Source organism: Janthinobacterium sp. RA13, assembly GCF_000745325.1.
Taxonomy (GTDB): domain Bacteria; phylum Pseudomonadota; class Gammaproteobacteria; order Burkholderiales; family Burkholderiaceae_D; genus Janthinobacterium; species Janthinobacterium rivuli.
The window spans coordinates 3,377,389-3,394,018 of record NZ_JQNP01000001.1 but is presented as its reverse complement, the minus strand read 5'-3'; the positions used below and the strand labels follow the sequence as shown (position 1 = coordinate 3,394,018).

At 60.9% G+C, this 16,630-nt stretch carries 17 protein-coding genes; 7 read left to right on the top strand and 10 right to left on the bottom strand.

Translation table 11 applies throughout. From position 1 onward, the window contains the following. Positions 1 to 8 precede the first annotated feature (8 nt). Entirely contained in the window at positions 9 to 1,160 is a 1,152-nt protein-coding gene (locus FG13_RS15085) for a ribonucleotide-diphosphate reductase subunit beta (RefSeq protein WP_034746600.1), read from the top strand. 719 nt (positions 1,161 to 1,879) lie between these two features. Here FG13_RS15085 and FG13_RS30700 read toward each other — a convergent pair. Both FG13_RS30700 and FG13_RS30695 read right to left on the bottom strand, forming a co-directional pair. Then, on the bottom strand, positions 1,880 to 2,452 hold the full coding sequence (locus tag FG13_RS30700; RefSeq protein ID WP_200880284.1) for a hypothetical protein: 573 nt from the start codon (positions 2,450 to 2,452) through the stop codon (positions 1,880 to 1,882). A gap of 8 nt (positions 2,453 to 2,460) precedes the next feature. Beyond that, positions 2,461 to 3,051: a hypothetical protein gene (locus FG13_RS30695; RefSeq protein WP_051959095.1), complete on the bottom strand. Its 591-nt coding sequence runs from the start codon at positions 3,049 to 3,051 to the stop codon at positions 2,461 to 2,463. A gap of 253 nt (positions 3,052 to 3,304) precedes the next feature. On the opposite strand from FG13_RS30695, the gene FG13_RS15070 reads away from it, so the two are divergent. Then, positions 3,305 to 3,838 carry a YggT family protein gene (locus tag FG13_RS15070; RefSeq protein ID WP_035822131.1) on the top strand — a complete coding sequence of 178 codons (534 nt, stop codon included), beginning with the start codon at positions 3,305 to 3,307 and terminating at the stop codon, positions 3,836 to 3,838. A 49-nt stretch (positions 3,839 to 3,887) separates the two neighbouring features. On the opposite strand, the gene FG13_RS15065 is transcribed toward FG13_RS15070, so the two are convergent. The 8 genes from FG13_RS15065 to FG13_RS15030 form a co-directional block, all read right to left on the bottom strand. Then, positions 3,888 to 4,826, bottom strand: coding sequence for a carbohydrate kinase family protein (locus FG13_RS15065; RefSeq protein WP_034746615.1), 939 nt, complete (start codon positions 4,824 to 4,826; stop codon positions 3,888 to 3,890). Positions 4,827 to 4,837: 11 nt separating this feature from the next. Next, positions 4,838 to 6,094: a DUF3426 domain-containing protein gene (locus FG13_RS15060; protein ID WP_035822125.1), complete on the bottom strand. Its 1,257-nt coding sequence runs from the start codon at positions 6,092 to 6,094 to the stop codon at positions 4,838 to 4,840. 8 nt (positions 6,095 to 6,102) lie between these two features. Beyond that, positions 6,103 to 7,047 (bottom strand): 50S ribosomal protein L11 methyltransferase, encoded by a 945-nt coding sequence (prmA, locus tag FG13_RS15055; RefSeq protein ID WP_035822121.1) that lies wholly within the window; start codon positions 7,045 to 7,047, stop codon positions 6,103 to 6,105. Next, a complete protein-coding gene (gene accC / locus FG13_RS15050) occupies positions 7,044 to 8,459 on the bottom strand; it encodes an acetyl-CoA carboxylase biotin carboxylase subunit (RefSeq protein WP_034746622.1) in 1,416 nt (471 codons plus the stop codon). Before accC ends, prmA begins: the two co-directional genes overlap by 4 nt. 101 nt (positions 8,460 to 8,560) lie before the next feature. Continuing rightward, positions 8,561 to 9,025, bottom strand: coding sequence for an acetyl-CoA carboxylase biotin carboxyl carrier protein (accB, locus tag FG13_RS15045; protein ID WP_035822119.1), 465 nt, complete (start codon positions 9,023 to 9,025; stop codon positions 8,561 to 8,563). A gap of 91 nt (positions 9,026 to 9,116) precedes the next feature. Then, positions 9,117 to 9,554 carry a type II 3-dehydroquinate dehydratase gene (aroQ, locus tag FG13_RS15040; protein WP_034746628.1) on the bottom strand — a complete coding sequence of 146 codons (438 nt, stop codon included), beginning with the start codon at positions 9,552 to 9,554 and terminating at the stop codon, positions 9,117 to 9,119. Between the two features lie 82 nt (positions 9,555 to 9,636). Beyond that, positions 9,637 to 10,203 (bottom strand): TlpA family protein disulfide reductase, encoded by a 567-nt coding sequence (locus FG13_RS15035; RefSeq protein ID WP_035822117.1) that lies wholly within the window; start codon positions 10,201 to 10,203, stop codon positions 9,637 to 9,639. Positions 10,204 to 10,222: 19 nt separating this feature from the next. After that, positions 10,223 to 10,861, bottom strand: a complete 639-nt coding sequence (locus FG13_RS15030) for a hypothetical protein (protein ID WP_035822115.1) — start codon at positions 10,859 to 10,861, stop codon at positions 10,223 to 10,225. A 115-nt stretch (positions 10,862 to 10,976) separates the two neighbouring features. Here FG13_RS15030 and mpl point away from each other — a divergent pair, with 115 nt between their 5' ends. The 5 genes from mpl (at position 10,977) to FG13_RS15005 (ending at position 16,619) form a co-directional block, all read left to right on the top strand. Next, positions 10,977 to 12,353 (top strand): UDP-N-acetylmuramate:L-alanyl-gamma-D-glutamyl-meso-diaminopimelate ligase, encoded by a 1,377-nt coding sequence (gene mpl / locus FG13_RS15025; protein ID WP_081922590.1) that lies wholly within the window; start codon positions 10,977 to 10,979, stop codon positions 12,351 to 12,353. Next, positions 12,350 to 12,934: a YqiA/YcfP family alpha/beta fold hydrolase gene (locus FG13_RS15020; RefSeq protein ID WP_035822112.1), complete on the top strand. Its 585-nt coding sequence runs from the start codon at positions 12,350 to 12,352 to the stop codon at positions 12,932 to 12,934. The genes mpl and FG13_RS15020 overlap by 4 nt, the downstream gene beginning before the upstream one ends. Next, on the top strand, positions 12,931 to 13,545 hold the full coding sequence (locus FG13_RS15015; RefSeq protein WP_035822111.1) for a chorismate--pyruvate lyase family protein: 615 nt from the start codon (positions 12,931 to 12,933) through the stop codon (positions 13,543 to 13,545). The genes FG13_RS15020 and FG13_RS15015 overlap by 4 nt, the downstream gene beginning before the upstream one ends. Before the next feature lie 2 nt (positions 13,546 to 13,547). Next, positions 13,548 to 15,623: a ribonuclease catalytic domain-containing protein gene (locus FG13_RS15010; RefSeq protein ID WP_035822110.1), complete on the top strand. Its 2,076-nt coding sequence runs from the start codon at positions 13,548 to 13,550 to the stop codon at positions 15,621 to 15,623. A 138-nt stretch (positions 15,624 to 15,761) separates the two neighbouring features. Then, entirely contained in the window at positions 15,762 to 16,619 is an 858-nt protein-coding gene (locus FG13_RS15005) for an energy transducer TonB family protein (protein ID WP_034746649.1), read from the top strand. The last annotated feature ends 11 nt before the right edge of the window (positions 16,620 to 16,630 follow it).

Genomic DNA, 16,630 nt, shown 5'->3' with positions numbered 1-16,630 from the left:
AGAAGAATATGTCGTTGTCATGGGATGATGAAACCACGTCTGCAGCTGTGCCGCGTCCGGCGCAGCAAGCGCCACTGGGTAATACCGAATTGAACCTGCCGGCAGGTGCCGAGCCGTCCGAAGCGAACGCCGAGCAAGTGGCGCGCCGCGTGAATGCCGACGACAAGCGCATCATCAACGGCAAGACGGACGTCAACCAGCTGGTGCCGTTCAAGTACAAATGGGCGTGGGACAAATACCTGGCCGGTTGCGCCAACCACTGGATGCCGCAGGAAGTGAACATGCAGCGCGATATCGAGCTGTGGAAAAACCCGAACGGCCTGACGGACGACGAGCGCCGCCTGGTCAAGCGCAACCTGGGCTTCTTCGTGACGGCCGACTCGCTGGCCGCCAACAACATCGTGCTGGGCACCTACCGCCACATCACGGCGCCGGAATGCCGCCAGTACCTGCTGCGCCAGGCGTTCGAGGAAGCGATCCACACGCACGCCTATCAGTACATCGTCGAATCGCTGGGCCTGGACGAAGGCGAGATATTCAACGCCTACAACGAAGTCAAGTCGATCCGCGACAAGGATGAATTCCTGATCCCGTTCATCAACACGCTGACCGACCCGGCGTTCGTCACCGGCACGGTGGAAAACGACCAGAAGCTGTTGAAATCCCTGATCGTGTTTGCCTGTCTGATGGAAGGCCTGTTCTTCTACGTCGGCTTCACGCAGATCCTGGCGCTGGGCCGCCAGAACAAGATGATGGGCGCGGCCGAGCAGTACCAGTACATCCTGCGCGACGAATCGATGCACTGCAACTTCGGCATCGACTTGATCAACACGATCAAGATGGAAAACCCGCAGCTGTGGACGGCCGAATTCCGCGAAGAGATTAAAGTGTTGTTCATGCAGGCCGTGGAACTGGAATACGCATACGCGGAAGACACCATGCCGCGCGGCGTGCTGGGTCTGAATGCGCCGATGTTCAAGGGCTATTTGCGCTTCATCGCCAACCGCCGCGCGCAGCAGATCGGCATCGAGCCGCTGTTCGCCCAGGAAGAAAATCCATTCCCGTGGATGAGCGAAATGATCGACATGAAGAAGGAACGTAACTTCTTCGAGACGCGCGTGACCGAGTACCAAACGGGTGGTGCGCTGAACTGGGAGTAATCCTTTTTCAGTCAACGACAAGAAGCGCCGTCATCGTGACGGCGCTTTTTTTTTGCGTGCATGGCGGCAGAAAAATGCGTCCATCATCGGGTCATGCGGCGACGCTTGCGCCACGATTTTCGGCTGCCGCGAATGGCCGTATCACGAACCCAAAAAATCATTTCCGGAGACGCTGGCGGCGGCATTTGCCGCGCGATTGTGCGATAGCACGCGTATCGTGCAAAAAAGCGGGCGAAAACGTGTCGTGCCGGTTGCGCATTGACAAGGTTTTCGTGTACTTTATGAGATTGCAAATGCGAGCGTTAGAATGCGGGGTTTTTTAACCAGCGCGGTAGCGAAAAAACCTCGCAAAACAGGGATACAGATTTACACGGATATGCACAAAACCACACCGTTTTCGTCTGCCGCCGTGCCCGAATTTTTTCAGGCATGGCGGTTTTTTATTTGACGCAACGGTGTTGTGGCGAGCGCGATGCGAGGAGCGAAAAAACGCACGGCATCGAAAACGAATGACCGAATTCAGACTTTGCCACCAGCTGCGAGATAAAGCAGGGTGGCACCGACGATGGCTGAAGTGCTGCAAACGTGAGGAGTTGCAGCAGTTCAGCTGGTGCCGAATTCATTAGCGCAAACGACCGTTTGTGCCGATGAATAATTCGCCTGGCCTATCCCTGTGGTGGGTCGGACGGGTTTAAATCTTGTAGCTTAAATTTCTCATCTCAGATGAAGGAGAGACAAATGGCAACAGCCGCTAAGAAATCAGAAGTAAAGAAACCAGCCGCCAAGGCTGCTCCTGCCGCGAAGAAGCCGGCAGCCGCAGCGAAGACGGTTGCCGCTAAACCAGTCGCTAAACCAGCTGCCAAGGCCGCAGCGAAACCAGCAGCAAAACCAGCCGCCAAAGCAGCAGCCAAGCCTGCGGCAAAAGTGGCTGCCAAGCCAGTAGCGAAAGCCGCAGCGAAACCAGCGGCCAAGGCAGCAGCGAAACCGGCAGCCAAGCCAGCAGCGAAAGCCGCAGCGAAACCTGCCGCCAAGGCAGCAGCCAAGCCTGTCGCGAAAAAAGCCGCAGCCAAACCGGCCGCCAAGCCAGCAGCAAAAGCCGCAGCAAAACCAGCCGCCAAAGCAGCAGCGAAGCCAGCAGCAAAAGCTGCAGCCAAGCCAGCAGTGAAAAAAGCCGCAGCGAAACCTGCAGCCAAGGCAGCAGCCAAACCGGCCGCCAAGGCAGCAGTCAAGCCAGCAGCGAAAAAAGCCGCAGCAAAGCCAGCAGCCAAGCCGGCCGCCAAAGCAGCAGCCAAGCCAGCAGCTAAGCCAGCAGCAAAAGCTGCAGCCAAGCCAGCAGTGAAAAAAGCCGCAGCGAAACCTGCCGCCAAAGCAGCTGCCAAGCCAGCAGCGAAAAAAGTCGTCGCCAAGCCAGCAGCAAAAGCTGCAGCGAAGCCAGCCGCCAAGGCAGCAGCGAAGCCAGCCGCAAAAGCGGCAGCCAAGCCAGCCGCCAAGGTAGCAGCGAAGCCAGCAGCAAAAGCGGCAGCCAAGCCAGCCACCAAGGTAGCAGCGAAGCCAGCCGCAAAAGCAGCAGCCAAGCCAGCCGCCAAGGTAGCAGCGAAGCCAGCCGCCAAGGTAGCAGCGAAGCCGGCAGCAAAGGCAGCAGCCAAGCCGGCAGCCAAGGCAGCAGCGAAGCCAGCAGCCAAGCCGGCAGCCAAAGCAGCAGCGAAACCTGCCGCCAAGGTTGCAGCAAAACCTGCAGCCAAGCCAGCGGCCAAGGTAGCAGCCAAGCCAGCAGCAAAAGCTGCAGCCAAGCCAGCAGCGAAAGCAGCAGCGAAACCTGCCGCCAAGCCAGCCGCAGCGCCAGTCGTGGCAGCCGCACCAGCAGCAGCGCCGGCAGCAGCTCCAGCGGCACCAGCCGCCGTGGCAGCCAAGCCAGCCGCCAAGAAGGCCGCGCCTAAAAAGGCCGCACCGAAGAAGGCAGCTCCTGTCGCCAAGCCATCGGCGCCTATCGCACCTGTAGCAAAAACCGTGTTGGCACCGGCTGCAGCCTGGCCATTCCCAACCAGCACCCGCCCATCGTAATTCCTGCGATACGGGTGCCTGGATGAGGCAACACGCCGCTGTGTGACTCAATCACACAGCGGTTTTTTTTTGGAGAATTAGTCGTGCTGATCGTTATCCTTACATTGATCGTTGATACCATCGCCACCTTGCTGGGCGGCGTGTTGCTGCTGCGCTTCTGGATGCAGGCGGTGCGCGTGCGGCCGCCCTCGTCGGTGGCACAATTCACGTTTCAATTGTCCGACTGGCTGGTGCGCCCCCTGCGCCGCGTAGTGCCGGGCGTGGGCGGGTATGACTGGGCCAGCCTGATCGGCGCCTTCCTGATCGTTCTGCTGGCCAGCTCGGTGCTGTTTATTACCGGCGCTCCCGTCGAAGTGGTGCTGCTCAAGTCGCTGCAACGCTTCCTGCAATGGATACTCTACGGTTTCATGGCCTTGCTGATCATCGAAGCCATCTTCAGCTGGGTCAACCCGCATGCGCCGCTGGCGCCGTTTGTACGCGCCCTGAACGAGCCGCTGCTGCGTCCGATACGCAAGGTGGTGCCGCTGGTCGGTAGCCTGGATTTGTCGCTGCTGGTGGCTTTGATCCTGCTGCAGATCGCGCAGGTGCTGGTGGGGATGATTATTGTACTGAGGTAAAGCGAGAAGGTCGGCTTGGCGCTTGGGCGCAAGCCGACCGGGTTACATATTAATAGCGGTAACCAAACGCCGCTTCGAACTGATCGGCGATGCTCTCTGGCGTAAACACATGGTTTTGCGCGCCCTGGGTGGCGATCTTGATGGCGCCCAGCAGGCTGGCCAGGCGGCCGCTGGTTTCCCAGCCCAGGTCGTTGGTGATGCCGAACAGCAAGCCGGCACGGTAGGCGTCGCCGCAACCGGTCGGGTCCAGCACTTCCTTGGCGGTCACGACAGGAATGTCGATGCGCTTGCCGTCCGTATAGATTTCCGATCCTTTTTCGCCACGCGTGACGATCAGCGCTTCCAGGCGGCTGGCGATGTCCGGCAGGGTCAATCCCGTGCGTTCCATCAACATTTCCATTTCATAATCGTTGGCCGATACGTAAGTCGCTTTGTTGATGAAGTCGATCAACTGTTCGCCATTGAAACGTGGCAACTGCTGGCCCGGATCGAACATGAAGGGGATGCCCAGTTCGGCCAGGTCGGCGGCGTGCTTGAGCATGCCCTGATCGCCGTCCGGCGAAATGATGGCGACCTTGGCCGGGCCCGCATTGGCGATCGGGTTTTCATGCGCAAACGACATGGCGCCCGGGTGGAAGGCATTGATCTGGTTATTGTCCGCGTCGGCCGTGACGAAGCACTGCGCGTTGTAGCTGTCGGCCTTGATCAGGATGTTGGCGGTGGAAATGCCCAGCTTCTGCAGGCGTTCCAGGTAGGCAGCGCTATCCTGGCCCATGACGCCGACGATGCGCGGGTCGCCGCCCAGCATTTTCAGGCTGTAGGCGATGTTGCCCGAGCAGCCGCCGAACTCCGTGCGCATGGTAGGCACGAGGAAGGAGACGTTCACCTTGTGCAACTGGTCGGCCAGCAGGGATTCGCCGAAGCGGCCAGGGAATTGCATGATGGTGTCGGTGGCAAGCGAGCCGCAGATCAGCGATGTTTTGGTCATGATAGTGTCGGTTAAGGGTAAAAGATGGCGATATGGTAGCCAGACGCCGTGAGCTGGTCTAATGCAAAGTACAGTTTGATGGTTTGTTCCGAGCGCGGCGCAAAGCCCTTGCTCACGTCGACCGTGGCCGGCAGATAGTCGCGCGGCGCGATCACGCGGCGCAAGACGGGCTTGTCGTTGGCGTCGTTGAGGATCAGTTCGATGCTGGGCCAGGCTTGCACGCTGCGGCTCTGGTTGCGCAGCAGCGAGACATAGGAAAAGGTGTGCTCCTTGATGGTCTGCAACTCGCCTTGCTCGATGGCCAGCGCCTCGATCTGCGCCGGCAAGTCGACCTGGCAGCCACTGAGCTTGCACAGCGTGACCAGGGTCGGCTTCCACTGCGGAAATTGCGCCGCCAGCGGATTGCGGAAGGTGGTCATTACTTGCAGGAACAACAAAAGCAGCAGCACCACGGAGCCGGCGGCCATGGCGACGCGCAAGGCCTTGCCGCTCTGTTCGCGGCGCCGGCCCAGGGTCACAAAGGCCGGCTCGTCGTCGGCTGGCGACTGGACGGGGACTTGCTGCTCTTCGGCTGCTTCCGGCGCGATGGGTGCGGCGGGTAGCGGCGTGAAGGAATGGTCGGCCAGCGTCGGCTCCCGGCGCGCGGGCGCGGGCTTGTCCAGGCTGACTTTTTCGGCCGCGGGCAGCACCGGTGCGGCGCCAGTTTCCAGATTCGGTTCGCGGCGGCTGTCGCGCAGATACGTGGCGAAGGCGGGCGCGTCATCGACCTGGCGGCGCTTGAAGGGCGCCATCGGCTGCGGCAACGGTGGTTCGGGCAGTGCTTCCGGTGCTTTTACCAGTGTTGCATCAGGTTCAGGTATGTCGAGCGGTATGTCGAGTGGTTCGGCGGCAGGCGCCTCTTCGGGCAGGACCACGTCGAGGTCCAGCTCGATGTGCTCGCCATCGTCTTCATCGTCCTTGAGCTGCGCCGTTTCCGGCAGGATGCCGAACGGGTCGAACGAGGTGTCGAAGTCGAGGGAATAAATGGGTTCGTCGTCCGTGGCGGACGGCAGGCTGGCGTCAAGCGGATAATCGGTCGGCAGCGGGGCGGCAGTGCCGGGGGCGGAGGTTAAAAACGGCGATGCCGCGGCTGGATCGACCAGCGCGGCATTGCCGTCAAACACTTCCCTGCACGTGCCACAGCGCACGATGCCCCCACGTAACTTCAACTGGTCAGCAGCGACCCGAAATATCGTGTTGCAATGGGGGCATTTGGTGGCGAGGGCCATTGCTGTGCTTATGCACCTTCCGCGCGGGGCGCAGGCGCTTGCGTGCTGCCCAGGCGGCCATGCAGGGCCACCCAGCCGTCTTGCTCGGCCCACACACCCAGTTGGATGAACGGGGCGTAGGCAGCGGCCACTTCTTCCGCCTGGCGTGCCAGCACGCCGGACAGGATCAGCGCGCCGCCGTCGGCGACACGGCCCGACAGCATCGGCGCCATCAGCTTCAATGGGCTCGACAGGATGTTGGCGACGACGATGTCAAACTTGGCCGTGGCGTGTGCCGAGGTGGCAAACGTGTCTGGCAAGAAATATTCGATGTCGCACTGGTTGCGTTCGGCATTGTCGCGCGCCGATTCGATCGCCTGCGGGTCGATGTCGACGCCGGCCACCGTTTGCGCGCCGAGCTTCTTGGCCACCATGGCCAGGATGCCGGAACCGCAACCGTAGTCGAGTACGGTCTTGCCTGGAGCGGGGTTCGCTTCCAGCCATTCCATGCACAAACGCGTGGTCGGATGGCTGCCCGTGCCGAAGGCCAGGCCAGGGTCCAGTTCCAGGATCAGGCCGTCAGGATCCGGCGCCTCGTGCCAGCTGGGCACGACCCAGATATTCTTGCCGATGTGAATCGGCGCGAATTGCGATTGTGTCAGGCGCACCCAGTCCTGCTCTTCCACGGGGCGCATGGTGAAGGCAGGTACTTCCGCCATGCCGACCGCCTGGGCGGCGGCGGCCACGATGGCGGCCTGGTCGGCGTCGACGTCCGTCAGCGCCACCACGCGGCTGCGTTCCCACGCCGCTTCCTTCGGTTCCATGCCGGGCTCGCCAAACAGGGGCTGCTCGGCATCCGTGCCTTCATCGGCGTCTTCCACTGACACCGACAGGGCGCCCGCTTCCATCAACGCGTCGGACATGGCCTCGGCGTTGTCACGGGCGATTTCGATGACGATTTCCGTCCAGCTCATGCGCCCGCCTTGATTTCGGATTTCTTGGCAATGCTTGGGCTGCCGCCATTCAGGTTCTTGCCCAGGTCCGGCATGTCGGCCAGTTTCTGTTCCAGATAGTGAATGTTGGTGCCGCCTTCGATGAAGCGCGCGTCGATCATCAGTTCGCGGTGCAGGGCGATATTCGTGTTGATGCCTTCGACCACCATTTCGGACAGGGCGATCTGCATGCGGCGGATCGCTTGCTCGCGCGTGGCGCCGTAAGCGATCACTTTGCCGATCATCGAGTCGTAGTGCGGCGGCACGTAGTAGCCGGCGTAAGCGTGCGAATCGACGCGGATGCCTGGGCCGCCCGGTGCATGCCACGACACGATCTTGCCTGGCGATGGCGTGAACTTGAACGGGTCTTCGGCGTTGATGCGGCACTCGATGGCGTGGCCCGACAGCAAGACGTCGCGCTGGCGGAAACGCAGTTTTTCGCCGGCGGCGATGCGGATCTGCTCTTGCACGATGTCGATGCCGGTGATCATCTCGGTGACGGGATGCTCCACTTGCACGCGGGTATTCATTTCAATGAAATAGAACTCGCCGTTTTCGTACAGGAATTCAAACGTGCCGGCGCCGCGGTAGCCGATCTTGCGGCAAGCTTCGGCGCAACGGTCGCCAATTTTCTCGATGAGCTTGCGCGGGATGCCCGGCGCTGGTGCTTCTTCGATCACTTTCTGGTGGCGGCGCTGCATGGAGCAGTCGCGCTCGCCCAGCCAGACGGCGTTCTTGTGTTCGTCGGCGAGGATCTGGATTTCCACGTGGCGCGGATTTTCCAGGTATTTCTCCATATACACTTCAGGGTTGCCGAAGGCCGTGCCGGCTTCCGTCTTGGTCATCGCCACGGCGTTGATCAGGGCTGCTTCCGTGTGCACCACGCGCATGCCGCGTCCGCCACCGCCACCGGCGGCCTTGATGATGACCGGGTAGCCGATCTTGCGGGCAATTTGCACGATCGCTTTCGGATCGTCCGGCAACGCACCTTCCGAGCCGGGTACGCACGGTACGCCAGCCTTGATCATGGTTTGCTTGGCCGACACTTTGTCGCCCATCAAACGGATCGATTCGGAGCGGGGGCCGATGAAGACGAAGCCCGATTTCTCGACGCGTTCGGCAAAGTCGGCATTTTCCGACAGGAAGCCATAGCCTGGGTGAATCGCTTGCGCATCCGTTACTTCAGCGGCGCTGATGATGGCGGGCATGTTCAGGTAGCTCAGGGACGACTGTGCCGGGCCGATACAAACGGATTCGTCGGCCAGCTTGACGTATTTCGCGTCCTTGTCGGCTTCGGAGTGGACTACAACCGTTTTAATGCCCATTTCGCGGCAGGCGCGCTGAATACGGAGGGCAATTTCACCACGGTTGGCAATCAGGATTTTTTCAAACATGGTAGGTTCGCGTATGTCTGTGAGAGCCGGCGAGCCGGCGAAACAACAAGTGTGAGGGGCTAAAACTGCAAACGGCCGTTGCCGGCCGTGTGGACTGGGTTTTAGCCGATCACAAACAAGGGTTGACCGAATTCGACCGGTTGGCCGTTTTCGACCAGAATCTGGGTCACGACACCGGCTTTATCGGAGTCGATTTCATTCAGGAGCTTCATCGCTTCGATGATGCACAGGGTATCACCTTCCTTGACAGTCGAGCCCACTTCAACATAGGCGGCGGTGCCAGGAGCGGAGGAGCGGTAGAAGGTACCGACCATCGGCGACTTGACCACATAGCCCGTTGGCTCGGCGGCGACCACGACGGCGGCTGCCGCAGCGGGGGCGGCGGCTGGCGCGGCTGGCTGGTACTGGGCTTGCATGCCTTGCGGCTGCATCATGACCATCTGGTTTTGCGGCATGGCCGACGATTTGACGATGCGAACCTTGCTTTCGCCTTCGGTAACTTCCAGCTCTGCGATATCCGATTCGGCGACCAGGTCGATCAAGGTCTTGAGTTTTCGTAGATCCATGTAAAACCCCTAGGAATGTAGTTTGTTTTATGAGTGATGCGGTGATGTCCAAGAACCTATCGCCGCGCTAAATGCGTGCAGATCGCGTAGATTAACGTTTTTTAAGCGCAAAGTCGATGGCAAACCGATATCCATCGATACCCAGGCCGCAGATCGTCCCCTGCGCGATCGCGCTGAGAAATGAGTGATGTCGAAACGTTTCGCGTTGATAAATATTCGAGATATGGACTTCCACGAACGGGATGGCGACCCCGGCCAGCGCATCGCGCAAGGCAACGCTGGTATGGGTCAGGCCGCCCGGATTGATGACGATGGCATCGATCCCTTCCGCTCGCGCGGCATGGATGCGGTCGATCAGCGCGCCTTCATGGTTGCTTTGAAAGCAGACCAGGTCGGCACCGGCCGCCATGGCTTGCGCCATTGCTGCCTGCTCGATATCGGCCAAGGTGCTGGCGCCGTAGACCTCAGGCTCGCGCGTTCCCAGCAAATTCAGGTTGGGACCGTTGAGCAGAAGGAGGTTTTTTGCCATGTATGGAAGACCGTTTTAGCGAAAGTTCCGCATTTTGCCGCCAAAGATACGCATTGGCAAGAGAAAAAAGCACGCTCCGAATTTACAATTTATCCAGATCGGCGCGCAACTGATCAAATTTCAAGCGGCCCAGATAGGTCTTTTTGACTTCGCCATCGGCGCCGATCAGCACCGTAAAGGGCAAACCGCCCGTGGCATTGCCAAAATGACGCGACAGGTCGGTGCCGCTCATGCCGGAGACATACACGGGATAGGCGATCTTGACCTTGCTGGCAAAAGTGGCAATATTGCTGGCTGAATCGATGCCGATACCGATCACCTGCAGGTTTTTCCCCGCATAGTGGCCTTGCACTTCGGATAACTCCGGCATTTCTTCAACGCACGGCGGGCACCACGGCGCCCAGAAATTCACCAGCACATTCTTGCCTTTCCATTGCGACAAGGCTTGCGTGGCGCCCGCCGCGTCCGGCAGGGACAGCGCATACAGTTCGTTGACGGGGCCCGTCGCGCCTGGTGCGATGGCGGTCGTCTGCGGTCCCGCTTCTTTCGCCGCTTCTTTCGCTTTTTCCTTGCTCAAACCGACGTAAGCGCCCATGCCGCCAAACATCAGCGCCACGATGGCGCAGGCGATCCAATTCTTTTTTGTCATAACTTTATCTATATCAATGTTAGTCGGCAGCCGGCACGCCATCGGCGAGGCTGGCGGCCAGCAGGCTGCGCAGCCCGGCGATGTCGGTGCGCAGCACCTTGCCGTCCGCCTTGGCTTTCAACGCGCCGCGCATATCGTCGAGCTCATACATGGCCGCGTGCACGCCTTCGTTTTTCCACAAGAAACTGGCTGTCTCGACCGCATCATAACGCGCTCCCTTGAAATGCGGGCTTTCCGACATATCGAGCACGACATTTTTATTCAGCAGGAAGATGTGGATATCCTTGGCGCTCTCGGCAAACAGCTGCAGATAGATCTCGTCGTGGGGGCCGGCCGTGCCATTGAGCACGGGGCCGCTGAGCAGAGGATGAAATTGTTGCAACGCTTCCATCACCTGCAGCGCGATCGTGCGCAGCTGGAACAGCCGGGCCGGTTGGCTGTCGGCCAGGAACAGGGCATTGTATTGCCGCACCTGCTCTTCGATCATGTCGTTGTCGGGAAGTATATTGGGCCGGTTCGGCGCGTCGCCGAGGACTTGCCGCGCCGCCTTGCGCTTGGCGCTGCCATAGTCGGCGCCATCCTGCGCCACGAGGCGCGCGGCAGCGGCGGCGATTTCCAGGCGCAACTGCGCGCTATCGTCAAATGCATCGTTCGTCATGAGCGAGATGATACTCCGAAGCGGAAAAAGTCATGGCGTCAGGTAAAATCCTGCACTTGCTGTTTTTTATCTCACCGTCTTACTTACTTAAGCGTGCGCCTTTCGCACTGATCACATGCATATTCATATTCTCGGCATTTGCGGTACCTTCATGGGCGGCCTGGCTGTCCTGGCCAAGGAAGCCGGCCATAAAGTCACCGGTTGCGATGCCAACGTATATCCGCCGATGAGCACCCAGCTGGAATCGCAGGGAATCGAACTGATCCAGGGTTTCGATCCGGAACAGACCAAGCTGAACCCGGATTTGTATGTGATTGGCAATGTGGTCTCGCGCGGCAACCCGCTGGTGGAAGAGATCCTCAACCGCAGCTTGCCATACGTGTCCGGCCCGCAATGGATCGGGGAACACATCTTGCGCAATCGGTGGGTACTGGCCGTGGCCGGCACGCATGGCAAGACGACAACATCAGCCATGCTGGCCTGGATACTCGAAGACGCGGGCTACGCGCCGGGCTTCCTGATCGGCGGCGTGCCGATGAACTTTGGCATTTCCGCCCGCCTGTCCGGCAAGATCGACGGCAAGAGTGCCGAGTCGGACTTCTTCGTCATCGAAGCCGATGAGTACGACACGGCCTTCTTCGACAAGCGCAGCAAGTTCGTGCATTACCACGCGAAGACGGCCATCATGAATAACCTGGAATATGATCACGCCGACATCTTCCCCGATCTGCACGCGATCGAGACGCAATTCCACCATCTGGTGCGCACGGTGCCCGGCATTGGCCGTCTCGTCTTCAACGGCGACGAAGCGTCGCTGCAGCGCGTGCTGGCGCGCGGTTGCTGGAGTGAAAAGGAAAGTTTTGGTCAAGATGCTAACTGGCAACTGCAAGAGCAGGCCGATGGCAGCTTCGACGTGTTCTTCAATAGCCAGCAGGAAGGCCACGTGGCGTGGGCGCTCACGGGCAAGCACAACCGCAGCAATGCGCTGGCGGCCATCGCCGCCGCGCGCCACGTGGGCGTGCCGATTGCCCAGGCGTGCGCTTCGCTGGCCAGCTTCGAGAGCGTCAAGCGCCGCATGGAAGTGCGCGGCGTGGTCAACGCCATCACCGTGTACGACGATTTCGCCCACCACCCGACGGCCATTGCCACCACCGTGGGCGGCCTGCGCCAGAAGATAGGCGGCAGCGGCCGCATCCTGGCCGTGCTGGAACCGCGTTCGAACACCATGAAACTGGGCGCCATGAAAGATGCGCTGCCAGGCAGCCTCAAGGATGCCGACCTGGTCTTCGGTTTCGGCAGCCATGCCGCGCTGGGCTGGAGCCTGGGCGACGCGCTGGCGCCGCTGGGCAAGATTGCCAGCGCCTACGAAGACATCGACACCCTGGTGGCGGCCGTGGCTGCCAGCGCCCGTCCCGGCGACCAGATCGTGGTCATGAGCAACGGCGGCTTTGGCGGCGTGCACCAGAAATTGCTGGAGGCCCTGGGCCGATGATTCTGTACCTGCATGGATTTCGCTCGTCGCCCCTGTCGATGAAGTCGCGCCTGCTGGCCGCGCAGATGCAGGCGCTGGGCCGTGAAGCACAGTGGCTGTGCCCGCAATTGCCGGCCTCGCCCAAGCTGGCCATAGCACTGGCCTTGTCGCTGGTCAAGGACGTGGCGCCGGCTGAGCTGACGATAATCGGCTCCTCGTTGGGTGGCTATTACGCCACCTGGCTGGCCGAGCAACTCGGTTGCCGCGCCGTCTTGCTCAACCCCGCCATCGTGCCCTTGATCGACCTGGAACAGCATGTGGGCGTGACGACTGAGTTCCATTCGGACAAGCCATTCGAGTTCAAGCGCGAGTACATTGATGAGCTGCGCGCGTTTGCCGTAGAGACAATTACTGAGCCGCAACGCTATTTCCTGATTGCCGCCACGGGCGATGAAGTGCTCGACTACCGCGACATGGTGGCGCATTATCAGGGGGCGCGGCAGTTGGTCATCGATGGCAGCGACCATGGCATCAGCGAATTTGCCGATTATCTGGCGCCCGTGCTGGCCTTTTGCGGCATCGATGCGGATGCCGCCAAGTGAGGCCGGGTTCGCTGCGGCAGGCGCAATGGCATGCGCACGTGAATGCCGTCAATGCGCCGGCGGCCTTGCGCCATTGGCTCACGGGTGGCGGGTCGCTGACGGCCAAGCTGAAAGCGCATAGCCAGGCATTTCGCGTGCAATGTTTGCATCAGGAAACGGCACGTTGCTTGAGCGACGAGGCTGCCATCATCGGTTTGCACCGCGCGGGCAGGGTGTGGGAACGCGAAGTGCTGTTGCGTTGTGATGACAAGCCGGCCGTGTTTGGCCATACCGTCGTGCCCATGCAGGCGACGGCCACGGACTGGCCATTGTTTTCCGCGCTGGGCGAACGTTCGCTGGGCACGACCCTGTTTGGCGACCGCATGGTACGCCGCGGTGCACTGGAATTTGCCCGCTTGCGCGCCGGGCACCCGCTGGTACAGCGGGCGCAGGCGGCGCTGGCATGGGAAGGGCGGCGCGCCGACGAGCAGGCGCTGTTTTTTGCCCGCCGCTGCCTGTATCAGCGTCACCAGGGCTTGCTGCTGGTAACCGAAGTATTTTTGCCGGCGGTGCTGGAGTTGACGTCCGTCACTCGCACCGTTGCAACCGACACATTAATAAACAAAGCATAACAATGAATCTATTTTTTGAAGAATCCGGCGATTTCAAGGTCGGCACGGTCCTGTCGCAAGCGGGTGAAGCCTACCAGGTCGAAATGGCCAGCGGCAAGCGCACCAAGGTCAAGGTCAAGGATGTGCTGCTGCAGTACGAAAAGCCGGCCCCGGCCGAGTTGCTCGAGCAAGCCAAGGCCGTTGCCGCCGAGATCGACCTCGATTTCCTGTGGGAAGTGGCGGGCGAAGACGAGTTCGGCTTTGCCGAGCTGGGCGCCGAGTATTTCGGCCATGCACCGTTGCCGTCGGAAGCGGCCGGCCTGATCCTGGCCCTGCATTCGGCGCCCGTGTATTTTTACAAGAAGGGCCGTGGCCGCTACAAGGCGGCGCCGGAAGCCTCGCTGAAGGCGGCCCTGGCCGGCATCGAAAAGAAAAAGCAGCAGGCGCTGGTGCAGGCAGGCTATGTGGAAGAGCTGAAGCAGAACCGCTTGCCCGCCTCGATGCAGCCCATGGTGCTGCAACTGCTGTTCAAGCCGGACAAGAACACGATCGAATACAAGGCGCTGGAAGCGGCGTGCACGGAATTGCACACGACGCCGCCGCGCCTGATGCTGGCCGTCGGCGGTATTGCTTCGCCGAAAGACTTGCACCTGTCGAAGTTCCTGTTTGAAAACTTCCCGAAAGGCGCCGGTTTCCCGAACGTGCCCGTGCCTTCCGTGACGGCCAAGCTGCCGCTGGCCGATGTGGCCGCCTTCTCGATCGACGACGTGACGACGACCGAGATCGACGATGCCTTCTCCGTGCAGCCCTTGCCCGATGGCACCGTGAAAGTGGGCATCCACATCGCCGCGCCGGGCCTGGGCATCCGTCCGGAAGACGTGATCGACAAGATGGCGCGCCAGCGCATGTCGACCGTCTACATGCCGGGCGACAAGATCACCATGCTGCCCGACGAAATCGTCAACGCGTTTACCCTGGCGGAAGGCACGACGTGCCCGGCCCTGTCGCTGTACGCGACCCTCGACCCGAAAGCCGACTGGGCCGTGGTCAGCACGCAGACGCGCGCCGAGCTGGTGCCGATTGCCAGCAATTTGCGCCATAACCAGTTAGACGATCTGGTCAACGAGGAAACCCTGGCCAGCGGTGAGGGCGAGTATCCGCACAAGGCCGATTTTGCCGTGCTGTGGCAATGGGCGCAGCAACTGGAACAAGGCCGCATGAAGAAACGCGAAGCGTTTGGCCTGAAGCCGGAACAGAATAACCGTGTCGATTTCAATTTCTATGTGGAAAACGACATCGTCACCGTGGCGCGCCGCAAGCGTGGCGCGCCGCTCGACAAGATCGTCGCCGAACTGATGATTTTTGCCAACAGCACCTGGGGCAAGATGCTGCACGACCATGGCGTGCCGGGCATCTACCGCAGCCAGGGCGGCGGCAGCGGCAATAGCTGGGCGGCAAAGATGCAGGTGCGCATGGTTACCCATGCGGCGCCGCACCAGGGCCTGGGCGTGGATCAATACGCGTGGAGCACTTCGCCTTTGCGCCGCTACACGGACTTGGTCAACCAGTGGCAAATCATCGCCTGCGCCGAACACGGCGTGACGGCGCCGCTGGTGGCCCCGTTCAAGCCGCGCGACGCGAATCTGTTCGCCATCGTCTCGGCGTTCGACGCCGCGTATGCCGCGTATGGCGATTTCCAGTCGAACATGGAACGCTATTGGTGCTTGCGCTGGCTGCACCAGGAAAACGCGCGCCAGGTCGACGCCGTCGTGTTGAAAGACGAGATCTTGCGCCTGGTCGACATTCCGCTGGTCATCAAGCTGCCGGGCATGCCATCGGTGGCGCGCGGTGCCCAGGTGAAACTGGACTTGCTGCGCTGGGATGAAGTCGACCTGAGCATCGAAGCGCGCCTGCTGGAAATCGCCGCCGTGCCCGATGCGGCGGCCGATGCCGAGCTGGACTACGAAGAAGAAGCGGGCGACGCAGGCGACGACGAGGGCGACGTGGCGCCGGAAGCGGCCAACCAGGTCGGCGACGCCGAGGCGGAAGTGGCGGAACTGGCCAGCGAAGACGTGGTCAGCGAGCCCGAGGTCAAGTAAGGCATTCCTCACGCCATCAAGGCGGTGCTGAAAACTGTTGCCGGCACCGCCCTTTGACGTAGAATTCAGCCATCTTGTATGGTGTGCTTGTTGCGAACTGGGTTGCGCGTGAAGTCTTTCCGAGAGAATCGTTTCCTGATGATAGCCGTGGCGGTATCGCTGCTGGCCCACGGCGCCTTGCTGGCGATGCATTTTGTCGCCCCGGCCCCGCAGCGGGCCGTCGCCACCGATCCTGGCCTGGAAGTGATCCTGGTCAACGCCAAGCATGCGAACAAGCCGTTGAAGGCCGATGCCCTGGCGCAAGCCAACCTCGATGGCGGTGGACAGGCCGACAAGGGTCGCGCCAAGTCGCCCTTGCCCGACATGCGCAAGGTGGAAGAGGGCGACAGCGTCAAGGCCAGCGCCCGGCGTATTGCCGAGCTGGAGCAGAAGCAGCAGGAACTGCTGACGCAGGCGGCCAGGCCGACGCCTTACAGCGCCGCGCCCGTCACGGAAAAGGACAAGCCCAATCCGCTGGCCACCGGCTCGGACTTGATGGAAAGCAGCAAGGCCATCGCCCGCATGGCGGCCGAAATCAGCCAGACCGTGGAAGATCAAAATAAACGTCCGCGCAAGACGTTCATTACGCCCAGCACGCAGGAGGTCGGCTATGCCATGTATTACAAGACCCTGCAAAAGCGCATCGAGGAAATCGGTACCCTGAATTTCCCGCAAAAGAATGGCCGCAAGATGTATGGCGAACTGGTCGTCTATATTCCCATCTTCCAGGACGGCACGATTTACCAGAAAGAGGGCGGCGCCCGCGTGGAAAAAAGCTCGGGCAATCCGGCACTCGATGCGGCGGCCCTGGCCATCGTGCGCCGCGCGGCGCCGTTTGGCCGTTTCCCACCGAATATGTTGTCGAGCGATAAGGATGACTTGTGGGTCGTCATCACCCGCTTCAAATTTACGCGCGAAGAAAAAATGGAAGCTAACCTGACTGGCGGCAGCAATTGAACAAGCAAGCA

Coding starts and splice junctions, on each gene's coding strand:
- FG13_RS15085 (WP_034746600.1), top strand. CDS start 9: ATGTCGTTGTCATGGGATGATGAAACCACGTCTGCAGCTGTGCCGCGT.
- FG13_RS15065 (WP_034746615.1), bottom strand. CDS start 4,826: ATGACCAAAACATCGCTGATCTGCGGCTCGCTTGCCACCGACACCATC.
- FG13_RS15060 (WP_035822125.1), bottom strand. CDS start 6,094: ATGGCCCTCGCCACCAAATGCCCCCATTGCAACACGATATTTCGGGTC.
- prmA (WP_035822121.1), bottom strand. CDS start 7,047: ATGAGCTGGACGGAAATCGTCATCGAAATCGCCCGTGACAACGCCGAG.
- accC (WP_034746622.1), bottom strand. CDS start 8,459: ATGTTTGAAAAAATCCTGATTGCCAACCGTGGTGAAATTGCCCTCCGT.
- accB (WP_035822119.1), bottom strand. CDS start 9,025: ATGGATCTACGAAAACTCAAGACCTTGATCGACCTGGTCGCCGAATCG.
- aroQ (WP_034746628.1), bottom strand. CDS start 9,554: ATGGCAAAAAACCTCCTTCTGCTCAACGGTCCCAACCTGAATTTGCTG.
- FG13_RS15035 (WP_035822117.1), bottom strand. CDS start 10,203: ATGACAAAAAAGAATTGGATCGCCTGCGCCATCGTGGCGCTGATGTTT.
- FG13_RS15030 (WP_035822115.1), bottom strand. CDS start 10,861: ATGACGAACGATGCATTTGACGATAGCGCGCAGTTGCGCCTGGAAATC.
- mpl (WP_081922590.1), top strand. CDS start 10,977: ATGCATATTCATATTCTCGGCATTTGCGGTACCTTCATGGGCGGCCTG.
- FG13_RS15020 (WP_035822112.1), top strand. CDS start 12,350: ATGATTCTGTACCTGCATGGATTTCGCTCGTCGCCCCTGTCGATGAAG.
- FG13_RS15010 (WP_035822110.1), top strand. CDS start 13,548: ATGAATCTATTTTTTGAAGAATCCGGCGATTTCAAGGTCGGCACGGTC.
- FG13_RS15005 (WP_034746649.1), top strand. CDS start 15,762: ATGATAGCCGTGGCGGTATCGCTGCTGGCCCACGGCGCCTTGCTGGCG.